General features: G+C 70.9%; 14 protein-coding genes and 1 pseudogene. 9 read left to right on the top strand and 6 right to left on the bottom strand.

Going from position 1 to position 14,059, the window contains the following annotated elements; translation table 11 throughout:
• Window positions 1–26 precede the first annotated feature (26 nt).
• Window positions 27–314: a hypothetical protein gene (locus tag BIV24_RS08875; protein WP_071365654.1), complete on the top strand. Its 288-nt coding sequence runs from the start codon at window positions 27–29 to the stop codon at window positions 312–314.
• Here the strand turns inward: BIV24_RS08875 and BIV24_RS08870 are convergent.
• Window positions 272–2,095, bottom strand: coding sequence for a zeta toxin family protein (locus BIV24_RS08870; RefSeq protein WP_245766711.1), 1,824 nt, complete (start codon window positions 2,093–2,095; stop codon window positions 272–274). The two genes, BIV24_RS08875 and BIV24_RS08870, sit on opposite strands and share 43 nt — an antisense overlap.
• 94 nt (window positions 2,096–2,189) lie before the next feature.
• The gene (locus tag BIV24_RS08865; protein ID WP_071365652.1) at window positions 2,190–2,591 is read right to left on the bottom strand and encodes a restriction system modified-DNA reader domain-containing protein; all 402 of its coding nucleotides are present in this window, start codon (window positions 2,589–2,591) and stop codon (window positions 2,190–2,192) included.
• 251 nt (window positions 2,592–2,842) lie between these two features.
• Here BIV24_RS08865 and tap point away from each other — a divergent pair, with 251 nt between their 5' ends.
• The 3 genes from tap to BIV24_RS08850 all read left to right on the top strand — a co-directional run bounded on the left by tap (window position 2,843) and on the right by BIV24_RS08850 (window position 6,416).
• Complete coding sequence (gene tap / locus BIV24_RS08860) at window positions 2,843–5,062, top strand: telomere-associated protein Tap (protein ID WP_071365651.1); 2,220 nt, start codon at window positions 2,843–2,845, stop codon at window positions 5,060–5,062.
• A 12-nt stretch (window positions 5,063–5,074) separates the two neighbouring features.
• Window positions 5,075–5,632: a telomere-protecting terminal protein Tpg gene (gene tpg, locus BIV24_RS08855; RefSeq protein ID WP_071365650.1), complete on the top strand. Its 558-nt coding sequence runs from the start codon at window positions 5,075–5,077 to the stop codon at window positions 5,630–5,632.
• 223 nt (window positions 5,633–5,855) lie between these two features.
• Window positions 5,856–6,416, top strand: coding sequence for a hypothetical protein (locus tag BIV24_RS08850; RefSeq protein WP_245766710.1), 561 nt, complete (start codon window positions 5,856–5,858; stop codon window positions 6,414–6,416).
• An 8-nt stretch (window positions 6,417–6,424) separates the two neighbouring features.
• Here BIV24_RS08850 and BIV24_RS08845 read toward each other — a convergent pair.
• Window positions 6,425–6,952: pseudogene (locus BIV24_RS08845) on the bottom strand (DUF6233 domain-containing protein).
• 93 nt (window positions 6,953–7,045) lie between these two features.
• Between BIV24_RS08845 and tpg (BIV24_RS08840) the strand changes: the two are divergent.
• The 5 genes from tpg (BIV24_RS08840) to BIV24_RS08820 all read left to right on the top strand — a co-directional run bounded on the left by tpg (BIV24_RS08840) (window position 7,046) and on the right by BIV24_RS08820 (window position 9,674).
• Complete coding sequence (gene tpg / locus BIV24_RS08840; RefSeq protein ID WP_071365649.1) at window positions 7,046–7,636, top strand: telomere-protecting terminal protein Tpg; 591 nt, start codon at window positions 7,046–7,048, stop codon at window positions 7,634–7,636.
• 102 nt (window positions 7,637–7,738) lie between these two features.
• Window positions 7,739–8,509, top strand: a complete 771-nt coding sequence (locus BIV24_RS08835; RefSeq protein ID WP_071365648.1) for a hypothetical protein — start codon at window positions 7,739–7,741, stop codon at window positions 8,507–8,509.
• A 275-nt stretch (window positions 8,510–8,784) separates the two neighbouring features.
• Window positions 8,785–9,099 (top strand): hypothetical protein, encoded by a 315-nt coding sequence (locus BIV24_RS08830; RefSeq protein WP_071365647.1) that lies wholly within the window; start codon window positions 8,785–8,787, stop codon window positions 9,097–9,099.
• Window positions 9,100–9,174: 75 nt separating this feature from the next.
• Entirely contained in the window at window positions 9,175–9,402 is a 228-nt protein-coding gene (locus tag BIV24_RS08825) for a hypothetical protein (RefSeq protein ID WP_071365646.1), read from the top strand.
• Complete coding sequence (locus BIV24_RS08820) at window positions 9,402–9,674, top strand: hypothetical protein (protein WP_071365645.1); 273 nt, start codon at window positions 9,402–9,404, stop codon at window positions 9,672–9,674. Before BIV24_RS08825 ends, BIV24_RS08820 begins: the two co-directional genes overlap by 1 nt.
• A gap of 319 nt (window positions 9,675–9,993) precedes the next feature.
• On the opposite strand, the gene BIV24_RS08815 is transcribed toward BIV24_RS08820, so the two are convergent.
• The 3 genes from BIV24_RS08815 to BIV24_RS08805 form a co-directional block, all read right to left on the bottom strand.
• On the bottom strand, window positions 9,994–11,643 hold the full coding sequence (locus BIV24_RS08815) for an IS1182 family transposase (protein ID WP_071365644.1): 1,650 nt from the start codon (window positions 11,641–11,643) through the stop codon (window positions 9,994–9,996).
• 137 nt (window positions 11,644–11,780) lie between these two features.
• Window positions 11,781–12,266 carry a hypothetical protein gene (locus BIV24_RS08810; protein ID WP_071365643.1) on the bottom strand — a complete coding sequence of 162 codons (486 nt, stop codon included), beginning with the start codon at window positions 12,264–12,266 and terminating at the stop codon, window positions 11,781–11,783.
• Window positions 12,263–12,910 (bottom strand): helix-turn-helix domain-containing protein, encoded by a 648-nt coding sequence (locus BIV24_RS08805; RefSeq protein WP_071365642.1) that lies wholly within the window; start codon window positions 12,908–12,910, stop codon window positions 12,263–12,265. The genes BIV24_RS08810 and BIV24_RS08805 overlap by 4 nt, the downstream gene beginning before the upstream one ends.
• Window positions 12,911–14,059 lie beyond the last annotated feature (1,149 nt).

Here is a 14,059-nt window from a genome sequence, read left to right as displayed (position 1 = left end):
TCGTCTTTCCGTGAAGGTTGGTTCCCGTGCACGATCCGGCATCCCCCTCCAGTTCCTCCGAGCCAGCCGATGGGGTCAGCCCGCAGGCCCCCGCCGACGTGGTGGAAGAGGTGATGGCCTGGTACAGCCGGGCAATCCTGGCCGAGCGCCGTGCGCCCCACTCCGATCCGGAGCGGCTGGAGCACTTGCTCGCCCGGCGGCAGGAGTGCGTGCGCGACCGGGCGCGGCTGGAGGAAGCCGACGCAGAGGAGACCGCCCGTATCACCGCGTCCTACGCGGCCCGGCTGAAGGAGCTCGAGGCCACCGGCCCGTAGCCGTCGTCGTCGCGAGCCCGGGGCAGAGGGAGGGCGGCCACGGCCGTGGGTCCGGGAAGCCGCCGCGGCTGGAGGTGAGCGGGCATCAGCGCCCGCGCCAGGCGGGCGATCTGCTCGATGTCGTGGCGGTAGTGCGGGAGCTCGGCGCGCAGGCGGCGCTGGAGGGCCCAGAAGCGTGCCGCCTCCCGCGAGGTGTAAGGGCGCCTCTGCTCGGCGAGCAGCGCCTTCACGGCCCCTGCCGGCTGTGCCCAGGAGCCCTGAGGGGTGAGGTCGTTGCGGTAGAGGACAGTGCCGTCGCGCCCCCACACCATGACGGAGTCAGCCACCGCTTCCTGCTCGGCCTCGGCCACCGCCTCGGCGAGCACGGCGAAGTGGTGGTCGTGCCCGGCCGCGGTGGTGAAGCGGCCGTGGCCGCCCAGCCGGTTCACGTCGGCGCAGCGCACCGCGGTGCCCTGCCGGGAGTCCGCCGCCCGTACGGCCAGCACCACCAGTTCCACCCGGTAGCCCGCCCGCCGGTAGGCCATCGCTCCCTCCACAAAGCCGGCCACGCTGCCGGGGGCGATCTCGATCGTCACATCCCCACGCCGCTCCCGTACAGCTGCCTCAGCCATGGCCTGCCAGGCCCGGTAGTCCGCCCGGATGCGGTCGCCAGCTGTACGCGGCTCCTCGCGCAGCAGGTCGTAGTAGTCCGGGTGCGACGCCTTGAAGTCGTCGCCGCTGATGCGGGTGGGCCGACCGCGCAGGGCCCGGCGCAGCACCCGGGCCTGGCTGGTCTTGCCGGAGCCGGGCTGACCCATCACGTACACCGCGACCGGCCGTTCCTGCGGCGTGATGTCCTCCAGGAGGGTCGGGGCGATCAGCGCGTCGAAGATCCAGCGGTGTTCCTCTGCAGACAGCCGGTGGTAGTCGACGCCCGGTGCTTCCCGGCGGGCCTGCGCACCGCGCCGCAGCGGCTCGGCCAGCGCGGCGGCACGCTCGCCGTCACGCCGTACCGCCAGTGCCCAGTCCTCGGGCAGCCGCGGATCGTGCGCCCGCCGGTCGGCATCGGCGAGCTGGCGGCGGAAGACACCGGTCTCTGCCGCACTCCACGGACGTAACCGCTCGCCCAGCAGCGCCTCGCGCGCACCGGCCGGCTGCCGCCAGCGGCCCTCGGGCTCAAGCTCGTTGGCGTACAGGACCTCGCCGGCGCGGCGGACGACGACGACCCGGTCGGCCAGATGCCCGGCCTCGATCTCTGCCAGGGCCGTGGGCAGCGCGGCCGCGCAGGCGTCGTGGTTGTCCCACCCCACATACCGGGCCCGGCCCTCCTCGGCCAAGCGCAGGTACCGGTCGAGCACACCGAGCTGGGACACGGCCTCCGGCACGGCCAGGGCCACCACCTCGACCCGGTAGCCGGCCGCGCGGTAGACGGCGAGCGTGGCCAGCCACCCGGCCGGGTCGGCCAGGGCCTCCTCCGCCACGACGTCGAACCGGCGGCTGCGGGCGCGGGCTTCGACCTCGGCCTGCCAGCGGTAGGTCTCCGGCCGCACCCGCACCCCGGCCGTCCGTACGTCCTCCGTCAGGAAGGTGCTGTAGTGCGGGTGGAGGGTCTTGTAGCCGTCCCGGTCCACGCGCACCGCACCACCCCGCTGCTCAAGAGCGCTGTGCACCAGGTCCATCACGAGCGTCTTACCGCTGCCGGCCTGCCCGGCCACGAACACCACCACCGGGTGCTCCTGCGCCACCGCGCCCCCCGTCAGCTGCACGATCACCTCGGCGAGCAGCTCGCCGTGCTTCTCCACCAACGTCTCCCGGCCGCGTTCGAGCTCTTCTGTCCGACCTGCGTCCTTTCCGGCCCGCGCATGACACTCAGCGGGTCGGAACGGCCGCGGCCTCCTACTGGGTGTCCAGCTTCTGGCGCAGCTGGTCCAGGGTGGATCCGTCGGGCGCGTGCCACAGGGTCCAGCCGTTGATGACGTTGCCCGTGACGGCTTCCGCTGCCTTTGACGGGGAGGGGAAGGGCGAGGGGTGGCCGTCGACGATGAGCTGGCCGTCGGCGGTCACGACCGCGCGGCCCGACCGGTTGGCGCGGCGCTGGTGGAAGGTGAGGACGGTGTCCGGCTTCAGCAGGCCGGCCTGCATCAGAGCGGCGAGCGGCCCGTGCGGGATGACCGGCGAGGCCGTTGCGCCGTCGGATCCGCCACCGAGCGACAGGGTGACGTGGATGGTGTCGTCGCCGCTCGCACTCGTGAGCCGAGCGATGACGGCGGGGTCGAAGTGGATGCTGAGCGTGGCCATACGATCTCCTGCCCTCGCGGCCCCAGGGGCCTTCCGCTGACTTTCGCTTCGATCTTAAGCAGCTCAAGCAACTCATGTCTACTTCTATTCCAAGTAGTTCAGCAGAACTGCCAGCATGAGGAGACAGCCCCATCGCGGAACGTCAGCGCCAAACGTCGCCTCCCTCACGAGGAGGCTTGTACGGTATTCGTACGGTAAAAGTACGCCAGTCTTACGGTCCATGGGGTAGAGTGTGGGTCAGGAGGTGTTCCATGTCCGAGATGTTCGACGCGGTCGACGCGCTGGTTGCGTCCCGCTCTCCGCTGCCATCGGCGGAGGAGCGCAAGCGGCTGCGCACCGCGCACGGCCTGACGCTGGACGAAGTCGCCGGCGCGCTGAAGGTGCGCCGGGCCACGGTGTCCGCCTGGGAGTCGACGAAGAAGCCGACCGAGCCGCGCGGCCCCGAGCGTGAGGCGTACGCGCGACTGCTCAAGCAGCTCGCGGAGCTCTACCCCGCCCCGGTGCCCGCCACGTTCACCGTCGCGCCCGCCCCGGCGGAAGCCGAGACTCTGTCCACAGGACCGGCCCCCGAGGCTGCGGCCATGACTGCAACCGAGAACACCCTGACCCCCGTCCCGGCCCCCGTCGCCGCTGCTCCGGCCGCCGCGCCCCGCCCGGCGAGCACCACCAGGACCACGTCGACGTCGCGCCGTCCCGGCGCGCGGAAGGCGGCCCCGGCCGGTACCCCGGCGGGCGGCACCGACCCGCGGTTCGCGAACGGCCCGCTGGCGGTCCTGGACGTCGACGCCGACGGGGAGGTGCTGGCGTACTGCACCGGCGGCCTGGTCCTGGACGTGCCCGCCAAGTCCCTTCCGTCCCTGGTGGACTGGACGCTCAAGGAGGCGAAGCTCGGGGCGCCGAAGCTCTCCGGCCCCGGCAAGGACGCCGACCCGCTGCTCGTGCTCACCCAGGCCGCGCTGGAGCGCTACGGTCTCCCGGCCACGCTCACACAGGAGGAGCGGCTCGCCGGGCGCATCCCGGAGGGCCACAAGGTCATCAAGCAGCTGGTCCGCGCGGAGTGGAAGCTGACGAAGCGCGGCTTCGGGCCGTGGGCGCGGATCTACCGCCCCGCGCACGGTTCGGAGCGGGCCTGCGTCCAGCTGTGCATCCCATCGTGGAACGCGCTGGACACCCGCCACTGGGGCGCGGCCGGACAGCTCCCGCCGGCCGAACTCGCCCGGCTCCTGGGCGTGTACGCCTCGCGGGTGATGACGCCGCGCGGATCGACCGCCGTGACCGGCCTGGAGCTGATGACCGCGCTGCACCCGGCGACCCGGGCCTCCGAGCCGGACGCCGACGGCAAGCGGCACTCCGAGCACAACCCTGGCTCCCTGGGCAAGGACCCGGTCGACCCGGCGCCGTGCGAGGCACCCGACGGCCACCCGGTACTTAAGGACCTGCCTCGGTTCCACGTCCGCGGCCCCGGCGAGAAGCTGTTCGAGGAGGCGTACGACTGGGCGCGGCCCATGACGGATGCCGAGTGCACCCTGCGACACCTGGTCGGCATTGACGTCAACATGGCCTTTGCGGCCGGCGCGAACGGCTTGAACGTCGGCCTTGGCGCCGCGACGCACGTCCAGGCCCCCGTGTTCGACCCGAAGCTGCCCGGCTCGTGGCTCGTCGACCTGTCCCACGTCGACCTGTCCCGGGTGAAGGTCGGCAAGGAGTGGGTGGAGCTGGACGGCAGCCTGCTGCCCTCCCCGTTCACGCCGAAGGGCGAGCGCCCGACCGGCCCGGCCTGGTACGCGACGCCGACCGTGGCGTACGCCCAGGAACTCGGCTACGAGGTGCGCCCGATCGAGGCGTGGGTGCGCCATGAGAACGGCCGCTACCTGGACGGCTGGTACAACCGGCTGCGTGACGCCTACCTCGCCACGATGACCGACCTCGGCGTCGACGCCGACCTTGCCCCGGCCGACTTCCTCGCGGCGATGGACGGCTACAAGGCCCGCGACCCGGAGCTGGCGATCGTCGTGTCGGCGGTCAAGGCGACGGTGAAGGGCGGCCTGGGCAAGCTGCGCGAGCGCCCGCGCGGGGAGGGCTGGCGGCCGGGCGAGCCGTGGCGTGCCCTGTCCCGCCCGACGTGGCGTCCGGACATCCGGGCGGCGGTCATCTCCCGCACCCGCATCAACCTGCATCGCAAGATCGTCAAGCACGCGGCGTTCACCGGGCAGTACCCCATCGCGATCCTGTCCGACTGCGTCGTCTACGCCTCGAACGGACCGAGCCCGCTGGACTTCCTGCCCTACCGGGAGGGCAAGCCGCTGCCCGGCGGCTTCAAGCTCGGCGTCAACCCCGGCCTGGTCAAGCACGAGGGCACCCAGACCGTGCTGTGGGGCGAGGAAGTCCGCGAGCGGTTCGACGCGCCGGAGCTCAACTTGGCCCGGTACATCAAGGACGGCACCGTCACCGACGTCGACAACGGAGAGTAGGAGTAGGCCACGATGAGCCTGTTCGGGGACGGCCTGGAGGCCGCGGTGCAGAAGGCGTTCACCCGCCCGGCGCCCAAGAGCGCGGGCGCGCAGATGCGGTACCTGGTCAAGCAGCTCAAGAGCACCAAGGCGGTCGCCCAGATGCTGCGCATCTCCCAGCGCACCGTCGAGCGGTACGTGAAGGACCAGATCAAAAAGCCCCGTGCCGATCTCGCCGCACGCCTGGAGCGCGAGGTGAAGAAGCGCTGGCAGCCACAGATCCGGGCCAAGGCCCGGCAGAAGGCGGCCACGACCGGCGGCATCGTCATCGACACCCGCGCCCGCATGGGCTACACCGCGCCGATCGGGTCGACGGACCAGGACCGCATCCGGCACCTGACCGTCGCCCTGCCTCCGCAGTACGCGGCCCGCCTCTTCGACGCCCAGGACGCCGGCGCCACCGACCAGCAACTCCAGGAGATCGCCGCCGAAGCGCTCAAGGAGGTCTACTTCCAGGACAACGGCCGCCGCGCCGGCTCCCTGGAGGAGGTCCGGTTCACGGACATCGAGCACCTCGAGTTCGACCTGTAGCAGCCGCGCCCCGAACAGCCCGCGAGCCCGGACCGATGGTCCGGGCTCGCTCGCGCATCCGCGGGGGGCCGGATGTTCATGAGCGCGCTCGCTCCCGGGTGACGAGAGGCATGACCGGATGGTGGCAGCAGCCACTGACAACTCCCCCTGTGCTGCGCGTTCCTGCGGGGCCGATGCGAGTGAAGCCGTCCGGCGCCTGCTCCAGCGCGCCTACGATGCAGTCGTGCGGAACACGAAGGCGTTCAAGGAAGCCGTTGCCCAGACGCTCACGGAGCTGGCCCACCGGGGGGTGACGCTCGCGCCTGCGACGGTTGAGGACACGATCGAGAAGAACATCAGCACCGTGTCCGAACGGCTCGGGATCCAGACGCGCTCTGCCTGGCGGTACTTCGACGCCGCCGCCCTCGCCGACCGCCTCGCGCAGAGCCAGTCCTCCTACGAGGAGAGCAGCAGCGAGAAGGGTGTCGGGCAGGCCCCGATGCCGCCGATCGACAACCCCGAGCTCGCCCTGGTCCTCGCCGGGGTGCCGGACTCCCTGGCCCAGACCGGCGGCGACCTGTACGCGGTCATCATCAACGTCGCCGTGAACGCCTGGATGGCCGGCCACATCCACGGCGAGGACGGCTGCACCGGCTGCGACGGCAGCCGCGGCCCGGCCGGACACGACTGGGAAGCGAGGATGCGCACCATCACCGAGCTGCAGCCCGACATCACCAAGTGGTTCGACCGCGACGTGTGGACCCGCGCTGTCAACGACGCCGGTTACACCGTCGCCCGCCGCTGACCTGCCGCTCAGGTCTCTTCGAAGCCGTGGTCGAAGCCCTGGAGGACGGGATCCAGCTCGGCGGCGGCGCCGCACAGCGAGCACAGCCGCACTCCCGGCTTCTCGGCTGCGTCCAGGGCCCGCTCCAGCGTCAGCACCGGCGCCCCGGCCGGCGCCTCTTCGCAGTCAACGGCGTGCACGACACCGCCCCGGCCGGGACTGCGGCCGCCGGCCTTCGCCAGCACCCAGCCGGCCGGACGCCGCGGCCCCAGCGCCTCCTGGACGGGCGAGGGCCGCTTCAGGTACTCGGTGGGCACGGCGTCGTACGAGGCGCCGTCCACGGGCCGCACGTGGTCCGGAGCGCGCACCCAGACCCGCTACTCGGCAGGCTCCACCGAGTCCCCAGGGCCGTTGCGGTACGCCGGTAGGCCGACCTCGTACCGCCAGCCGTCGGGCGTCTGGCGCCGGGACCACAGGTGGGCGACGACCTCCTGGTCCCCGGGCAGCAGCACGCGGATGGGTACCGGCACCGCCTCGGGGGCGGAGGACGTCGTCATAGCTCCCACCGTACGTACGGAAGCCGACCGCACCCGGGCCACCTGCGCGGACGACGGCCTCTGTCCACAGGGCTGCGATGGCCGACTTGTCGCATGAGCGATGACGAACAGCAGCAGCCGGCCCCGCGCCGTGGCAAGATCCTGGAGGCCCTCGCGCAGGCGGAGCGGAAGGTCTTCACCCGGCCCGCGCCGAAATCCGCAAATGCACAGGTGAAATTCCTCCTCACGCGGGCGAAGGAGTCAGCGAGGAGCCTGGCGGAGCGTGTGGGCACCTCGACGCGCACGATCGAGCGCTACCGCGCCGGGAAGCTGAAGAAGCCACAGAAACGGCTCCGGGCCGCCCTGGTGGAGGCGACTGAATCCGAGTGGCAACCGCAGGTCAGAGCACGTGCACGCGAACAGGCTTCCACCACCAGCGGGATGATGGTGGAGGTGACGGCGTACTTCGGATTCGCCTGCACGGGCAGCTCGGACGACGGCCGCGAGCGGAGCATCACCACGGCGATCTCGCCCACCTACGCGAAGCAGATCCTGGAGCTCCAGGAGGCCGGTGCGACGGAGAAGGACCTGCATCCGATCGTCGCTGAGGCCATCACCGAGTCGTATTTCACGGAATGGGGCACCCGTGCCGTTGGCCTGCGTGCAGATTTCACGCACGTCTCGAAAGTTGAGTTCCTGTTCTGACCCAGCCGAATTCCAGACCTGCTAGAACGTATCCGGTGGGTCGCCGTACAGCGCTCTGGCGGCGGCCCGCTTTCGAATCACCACCACGAATTGAGGCCGACGATGACCACGCCCTGGCCGCCCCGGCGCACCGCCCGCCGTCCGCTCGCCCCGCGCCACGCCGCGCCCCGCGAGCCAGCCGACCCGGCCCGCATCGGCCGCCGCGTCGTACGGCGCAGGGCGAAGGGCATGGACGCCGCCGCCGTCGCGGCAGCCCTCGAGGACGCGCGGTTCGACACGCGGCAGGCGTCCCGGCACGAGGACCTGGCCGGCGACATCCGCGGCCCGGCGGAGCTCGCGGAGTGGCAGCGCATCGACCAGCTGCTCGCCGCCGCACCGGCGGGCACCCTCTACGACCCGGACACCGACGACGTCGTCCGCGCTGAACTCGCCGCCGAAGCCGCGGCCGCCGCCGCCCGTGAGGCCGAGCTGCGCGAAGCCGCCCGCATCGCGGCCCGCGCCGACGAGCTCCAGGCGCTGCGCGACCACGGCACCCTGAAGCAGACCGAGCCCCGCGACGGTGACGAAGCTGCCCGCGACGAACTCACCCGGCGAGCCGGCGGCTACGTCCAGGCCGACGTCGACGCCTGGCTCGCCCACGCCCTGGCCGCGCACCTCGGGCACTACCGCGACCCGGCCGCCCGCGAGGAAGCCAACGGTCTCCTGCCGCCGCCGGTCCTCGCCCACGCCGCGCTGCTCGCCGAACTCGCCCGCCTGGTCCCCGGCGCCGACGTCGACCAGCTGGCGTTCGCGGCCCGCCTCGCCACCACCGAGCCCGAAGCCGCCGGCGCGCTCGCCGTCTTCCTCGCCCGTGCCCGTCCCGACGCCCGCTGACCCCGGCCGCAACAGCCCAGAACCCGTGTCACGCTGACGGAGAGTGAGCGTGACACGGGTGTCACGCCGCCCTCGAAAACTGTCACGCCGCCCCCAATGAGCGCCCGTTATATCCGTTTTGCAGGGTCCGGCGGCTGCTGAGACCCCCTCCAGAGCCGAAAATCCGGGGGGAACGTAACAGTGCTGATCATGCTGCCGGGCGGACGCGATCCGTACAGAACGTAACCGCCGCGATCCGTCCCCGGCAGCCCGGCGTGTGCGGAAGAATTCCCGAGGTGACCACCAACAGCCCGGCAGGAACGATCACGAAACACGACTACCAGGTCGTGGCGCGGTGCACCGACCCGTCCCACCCGGGCGCCACCACCCTGATCTACACCACCCACGCCGCTTCGATCCAAGAAGCCACAGCGAAGGTCCAGAAGCTGCGCATCGACAAGATGACCCCGGGCCTCTACCGCATCACGCAGGTCACGGAGCGCGAGCCGGAGTGCACCTGCGCCGATCCCGGCCTCGGAGGCAAGTGCGCCGGCGAACCCTGGTGTGCCAAGGTCGAAGGAGCCGCGGCCGCCCCCTCCGTGCCCGAGTGAAGCGGAGCGGTCCCACGGCCGCCGTGTGGCCGATACCGTGGTGACACACGCCCGTTCGCGCCCTGGAGGCCCTCGATGAGCGAACAGCCGGCCCCCGCCGCCCGGCAGCAGCTCGAGCCCGACGCCGCCGAGGGACTGCGCGCGTACGCGGCCCGGACCCGCGAGAGCGCCGACCAGCTTGCCGCCGTCCTGGAGGACATCGCCGCCAACGGCCTGCCCGCGGTGGAGGACTGCACGCCGTGGGAAGAGCTGCGCGAGGCCCACCTCGCCCGGCTCGCCGCCCAGCGCCCGGCCGTCGCCTGATGCCCGCACCGCACGGCCCTCGCCGCGCGCGGATCGCGTTCTCCGACTCCGCCGCCAAGCAGCTGGACGCCATCACCAGCGAAGCCGAGCTGCACGCCCTCGACCGCGCCCTGGTCGTCATCTCCGTCGACCCCGAGGCCGGCGAACCGCTCCCCGGCGACAGCAGCGGCCCGCGGCTGCGCCAGTACGTCGACGACGTCGAACGCGTCCGGCTTGTGTACTGGGTGACCGCATTGAAGACCGTGGTCGTCGTCGCCTTCATCGAGGTGTAGCAGCAGCCCGCTGCCCTCCTGCCGCTCCTGGTGCTGCTCGTGCTCCTGGTCGTGCTGCCCGGCCGCTGCACGGTGGCTCCGGCGGCAGCGCAGCATTCGCACGGCCCGCTCAGCACATGGGTGCTGCTCGTACAGCAAGGCCGGCCTCGCAGTAGCAGCGGACGCCGCTGCAGCAAGTCGTGGGTTGTTCTGGAGAACCAGAACAACCCGGTTTAGCCAGTGCTACCGGCTTGATCGTGGGCGGGTACGACGAAGGCGCTGCACCGGGGGGGATGCTGTTGGTGAATTCGGGGCTTTGATCACTTCGTCCCGTCGGAGTTCATCCGGCGGGACGAAGTGCTGCCAGGTGGGAGGTCCGGGTGTGAGCCCGGGGCCGGCCTGCGGTCCAGGCGTCGAGGCGGGCGAGGTTGATCGCGGCTGCGGTGATCTGGTGCTGGAGCCGGGTCTTGGCGAGTCCTCGGTAGCGGCTTTTCCGTAGGCCTGCCGTGTGGACGGCGTGGGAGATGGTGCCCTCGATGCCATTTCGGGCTGCGTAGCGTTGTCGCCACTCGGGTGTCCCATGGGCGGCGCGGGCCTGCTGGATCGCCTCGCGTTCCGCACGGGGTCGCATAGTGATCTCCCGTTTCACGGCCCGGTCGGAGCTGAGGCACGCGGGGCGGGCGGGACAAGGCCGACAGTCGGTGGGCGAGAAGGCGATCCGGATGATCGGAGCATCGCGGATGGATACGGCGTCACGCCACTGGCGGGAAGTCTTGCCGTTCGGGCAGGTCACCGTTCTTGCGTCCCAGTCCACGGCGAAGGCGAACTGGCTGTAGGGGCCGGCGGCCTGGGCAGAGACTTCATCCCGAATCGGGCCGGTCAGGGTGACGCCGTGGTCGCGGGCGGCGGCGACGATGTTGGGCCCATCGATGTAGCCCATGTCCAGCAAGTGCTCGCCCGGCAGCAGATCTTTGGCTGCCAGAGTGTCGTGGATGAGGCCGGTGGCCTTGATGTCCTGGACGGTGGCGGCGCTGGTCAGCACGTTCGTGATCAGGTGGGGCGTGTCCGGATCGCAGGTCTCGGTGAGATGGACTTTGAAGCCGTCCCATTTGATGTCGCGCTTCACGCTCGCGCGGGCCTCAGCGTCATAGGGACTGACCAGGCGTAACGCGCCTGGCGGGCAGGCTTTTGGGTCCCGCCACCGCACCTCGCCCTCCGGACCGACGACGTACTGCTGCACCCATACCCGTCGCAGGACCTGGACGGCGGGCAACTCGCGCAGCCAGACCAATGCGTCGGGCGTATGCACGTCCGTGAGCAGGCGCATCCCGTCCGAGCCGGTCTGCTCCGCAAGTTCGGTTCGTTTGCCCTGGCCCGACGGCAGCCAGTAGTCCTCCGGCCGGGTGGCATACCGGTCGAACCATGCCGGGTCGGCAAGAGCGGTCAGCCAGTCGGGGGCCGCAGCTGCGACTGCGTTGAGGGCGGCCCTCATGGTCTCGATGACGAACTCCAGTCGGTTCAGCGAGCGGATCGAAGCCAGCACGTGCGTGGAGTCGGTGCGGGCCCGGCCTGGTGCCTTGAGGACTCCGGCCTCCCGGGCCGTTTCAAGGACCCGGTCGAAGATCTGCTGCCCGGCATCGGCCTCGACCAGCCGGGCACGGAACTCGCTGAGCACCGAGAAGTCGAAGCCCGGATCGGTCAGTTCCAGGCCCAGCGCGTACTTCCAGTCGATCCGGGCCCGCACCGCCAGGGCCGCCTGCCGGTCGGGGAGCCCCTCGGTGAACTGGAGCACCGACACCAACGCCAGCCTGCCCGGTGACCACGCCGGCTTGCCCCGGGCCGGAAACAGATCCGCGAACTGCTCGTCACGGAACAGCACCCCCAGCTCGTCCCGCAGCCGGATCGCCAGGCTCCCCTTCGGAAACGCCGCCCTGGCCACCCTCACCGTCTCAGCAGGGATCTCCCTGTCCCCGATCGGACGCATCGACATCGACACCCACCCCAAACGACAACGTCGGTCTTCAAGACCACAACCGGGTCTTGAAGACCGACGTCACGCCAGGCGCCGAATTCACCAACAGCATCCCGGGGGGGTGCAGCGCCGTGTTGCCCGGCCGGGCGGCCGGGTCAGTGGACGCGCTTGAGGCGGGTCGTCTTGTTGATGGGCGTGACGTTGCCCTTGGCCTTGGCTTCGGCCTTGCGGGCCTTCTCTTCCAGGTGGAGCTGGAAGCGACGCTCGTACTCGTCTTCGAAGTCGCCGACGTCCAGGCGCATGTCCCGGGGGAGCGCCTTGACGGCGCGCTGTTGTTCGCGGGGGTCGTTGAAGGCGGCGATCATCGGGTGGAGTTGGAAGCGGCCGCGGCGGACCACGGTGACGAGCCGGGCGGCGACCAGGTGCGGCATGGCTCGGCTGATCATGCCGCGCTCCATCGCGAGGCCGGCCGCGAGTTCGTCGTGCGTGGCGACGACCAGGCCGCCCGGCTCCTGCTCGGTCATCATGTGCAGCAGCAGCGTGTAGGCGGTGGGAGGCAGCCGTGGCACGTACGCGAGACCGTTGAAGCTGCCCCACAGCACGTTGCGGCGCGGAACCCATTCCTCGGCAGCGGACGTCATGACGTGGCCTTCCCTTCCCCATCCGACTCCTTGCGCACTTCCAGTTTCGCGCCGGGAGCGGCCATCGCCCGGAACGCTTCGGGCGCGTCCGGGTCCTCCATGATCTCGCGCAACAGGTCCAGCTGCTCCACCCTGTCGCCCATACCCGCCTTGGAGCGCTTCTTCTCGCCCTTCCGCGGCTCCCTGAGACCGCCCCTGAGCGACGCGGCCGGGTTGAGCTGGTACAGGCCCCGCTGGAGCCTGCGCAGCGCGCCGTCGGCCTCCAGGACGGTGAAGACGCGGCTGATGTGAGGCCGGCTGTACCCGAGGTCTTCAGCGACGTCCTCGTGCTTGGCCTCGATCAGCCCACCGGGCTTCTGGGAGCCCATCAGGTGGAACAGCACCACGAGCACGAACCGGTCGCTGTCGTAGCGGACGGCCGCCCAACGCATGAACTCCAGGCTGTCCATGGAGAACGCCTCGCCGATGAACCCCGTGCTGGAACCGACCGGGAAGACCTGGGCGGCATGGCCGGCGGGCAGCTCGATGGTGGGGCCGGAGGACCGGTTGTAGGCGGTGGGCGGCGGCTTCGGGCGCCGCCGCCGACGGGACGGGGCGCCGGGCAGCTTCGGCGCTGAGCTGCCGTCCAGGGGCCCTGAGCTCATGGGGTCGCTGCCTCCTTGATCGTTGTGGTGTCAGAACCATAGCCGAGAAGCGTGGCAGTAGTGCCACCAAAACGCGGCAGCGCCGACACGAAAGTCACCCGTACGTCAGCCCTGGACTGACCTCCGCTTCCAGATCGGGTCCGAACCTCCCGCTGACGCACCGTGCGCCGTTTCGTGGCACTACTGCCACGAAACGATGTTGATCGGTCAGGACCGGCTGACGTCGCGACCGAGATATGTCAGTCCAGGGCTGACATATCTTTCCGAACTCAACTCTCTGACCTGCGAAAACGTACGGCTCTTGCCTCTAGAGCGCGCGCGCGTGATACCGGTTCTCTTCGCCGTGATCAAGCACCGCCACGCCGTGGGATCAGCCCATCAGCAGCAGTACCAAAGCCCGCCGGCCGGACCCCGTCGTGGCGCGCGCGGCTTCGCGTGCGGCTTCGTCGGCCCTCTGCGGGTCGTGGACGGCAGCAGCGGCTCTGAGTCTCGGGTGGTACCGGCCGTGACGCCCAAAGGCGAGGAAGCGCGCCCGGTCCCGGTGGGTGGTTCCGCCGCCCGGCCTTGGGGGCCGTTCGGCTCCGGTACCTCCGCACGCCGGAATTTAGGCTTTCCGATATCTGAGGTACCGTTCTGTGGCTCGGGTCCGCAGCTTCCCAATTCCTTATTCCTCGCGTGAGTTGGGGGGAACCGAATTCCGGCGCTGACCTTGCATCAAAGCCGCGCTCCGTCCGGGTGGTTGGGGGGTGTCTCGTGTTTCCGCCAACGGTACATGCTGCATCAACCTGATGCACGCGATACATTGGAACCCACACGAACGAGCGACCCCCACCCCTCGTAGCCAGCCCGGCCCGCGCCAGCGGGCCCCAAGGTTCTGGAGGTGCAGCCGGAAGGACCGTCAGGCGGGGGAGCGCAGCGGACCCGCCCAGGAGTGCGGAGCACTCCCCAACTCCCTTACTCAAGGCCCCACTAGCCGCACCTGACACCCCGCCAGCCTCGGCCGCGCATCGCGCGGTCAGCCGGGCGCGCAGCGGCCGGCCCCACTACCTCCTGGAGCGCAGCGGAGGGAGGCGCCCGTGCTCCGCACGGGCCAGCGGGAGCGCAGCGACCGCCTTCGTTTGCACATCGCGCAGCGATGTGGTACCCGCT

Source organism: Streptomyces colonosanans (genome assembly GCF_001866645.1).
In the GTDB taxonomy this organism is placed as follows: Bacteria; Actinomycetota; Actinomycetes; order Streptomycetales; family Streptomycetaceae; genus Streptomyces; species Streptomyces colonosanans.
Note: the sequence above shows the minus strand (reverse complement) of the source record. Positions and strands in the feature narration are given on the sequence as shown.

What these genes read in the sequence shown, in the direction of transcription:
- tap (WP_071365651.1), top strand. Translation starts at nt 2,843, where the DNA reads ATGTCCGAGATGTTCGACGCGGTCGACGCGCTGGTTGCGTCCCGCTCT.
- BIV24_RS08815 (WP_071365644.1), bottom strand. Translation starts at nt 11,643, where the DNA reads ATGTCGATGCGTCCGATCGGGGACAGGGAGATCCCTGCTGAGACGGTG.
- BIV24_RS08805 (WP_071365642.1), bottom strand. Translation starts at nt 12,910, where the DNA reads ATGAGCTCAGGGCCCCTGGACGGCAGCTCAGCGCCGAAGCTGCCCGGC.
- BIV24_RS08835 (WP_071365648.1), top strand. Translation starts at nt 7,739, where the DNA reads ATGACCACGCCCTGGCCGCCCCGGCGCACCGCCCGCCGTCCGCTCGCC.
- BIV24_RS08825 (WP_071365646.1), top strand. Translation starts at nt 9,175, where the DNA reads ATGAGCGAACAGCCGGCCCCCGCCGCCCGGCAGCAGCTCGAGCCCGAC.
- tpg (WP_071365649.1), top strand. Translation starts at nt 7,046, where the DNA reads ATGAGCGATGACGAACAGCAGCAGCCGGCCCCGCGCCGTGGCAAGATC.
- BIV24_RS08810 (WP_071365643.1), bottom strand. Translation starts at nt 12,266, where the DNA reads ATGACGTCCGCTGCCGAGGAATGGGTTCCGCGCCGCAACGTGCTGTGG.
- tpg (WP_071365650.1), top strand. Translation starts at nt 5,075, where the DNA reads ATGAGCCTGTTCGGGGACGGCCTGGAGGCCGCGGTGCAGAAGGCGTTC.
- BIV24_RS08820 (WP_071365645.1), top strand. Translation starts at nt 9,402, where the DNA reads ATGCCCGCACCGCACGGCCCTCGCCGCGCGCGGATCGCGTTCTCCGAC.
- BIV24_RS08865 (WP_071365652.1), bottom strand. Translation starts at nt 2,591, where the DNA reads ATGGCCACGCTCAGCATCCACTTCGACCCCGCCGTCATCGCTCGGCTC.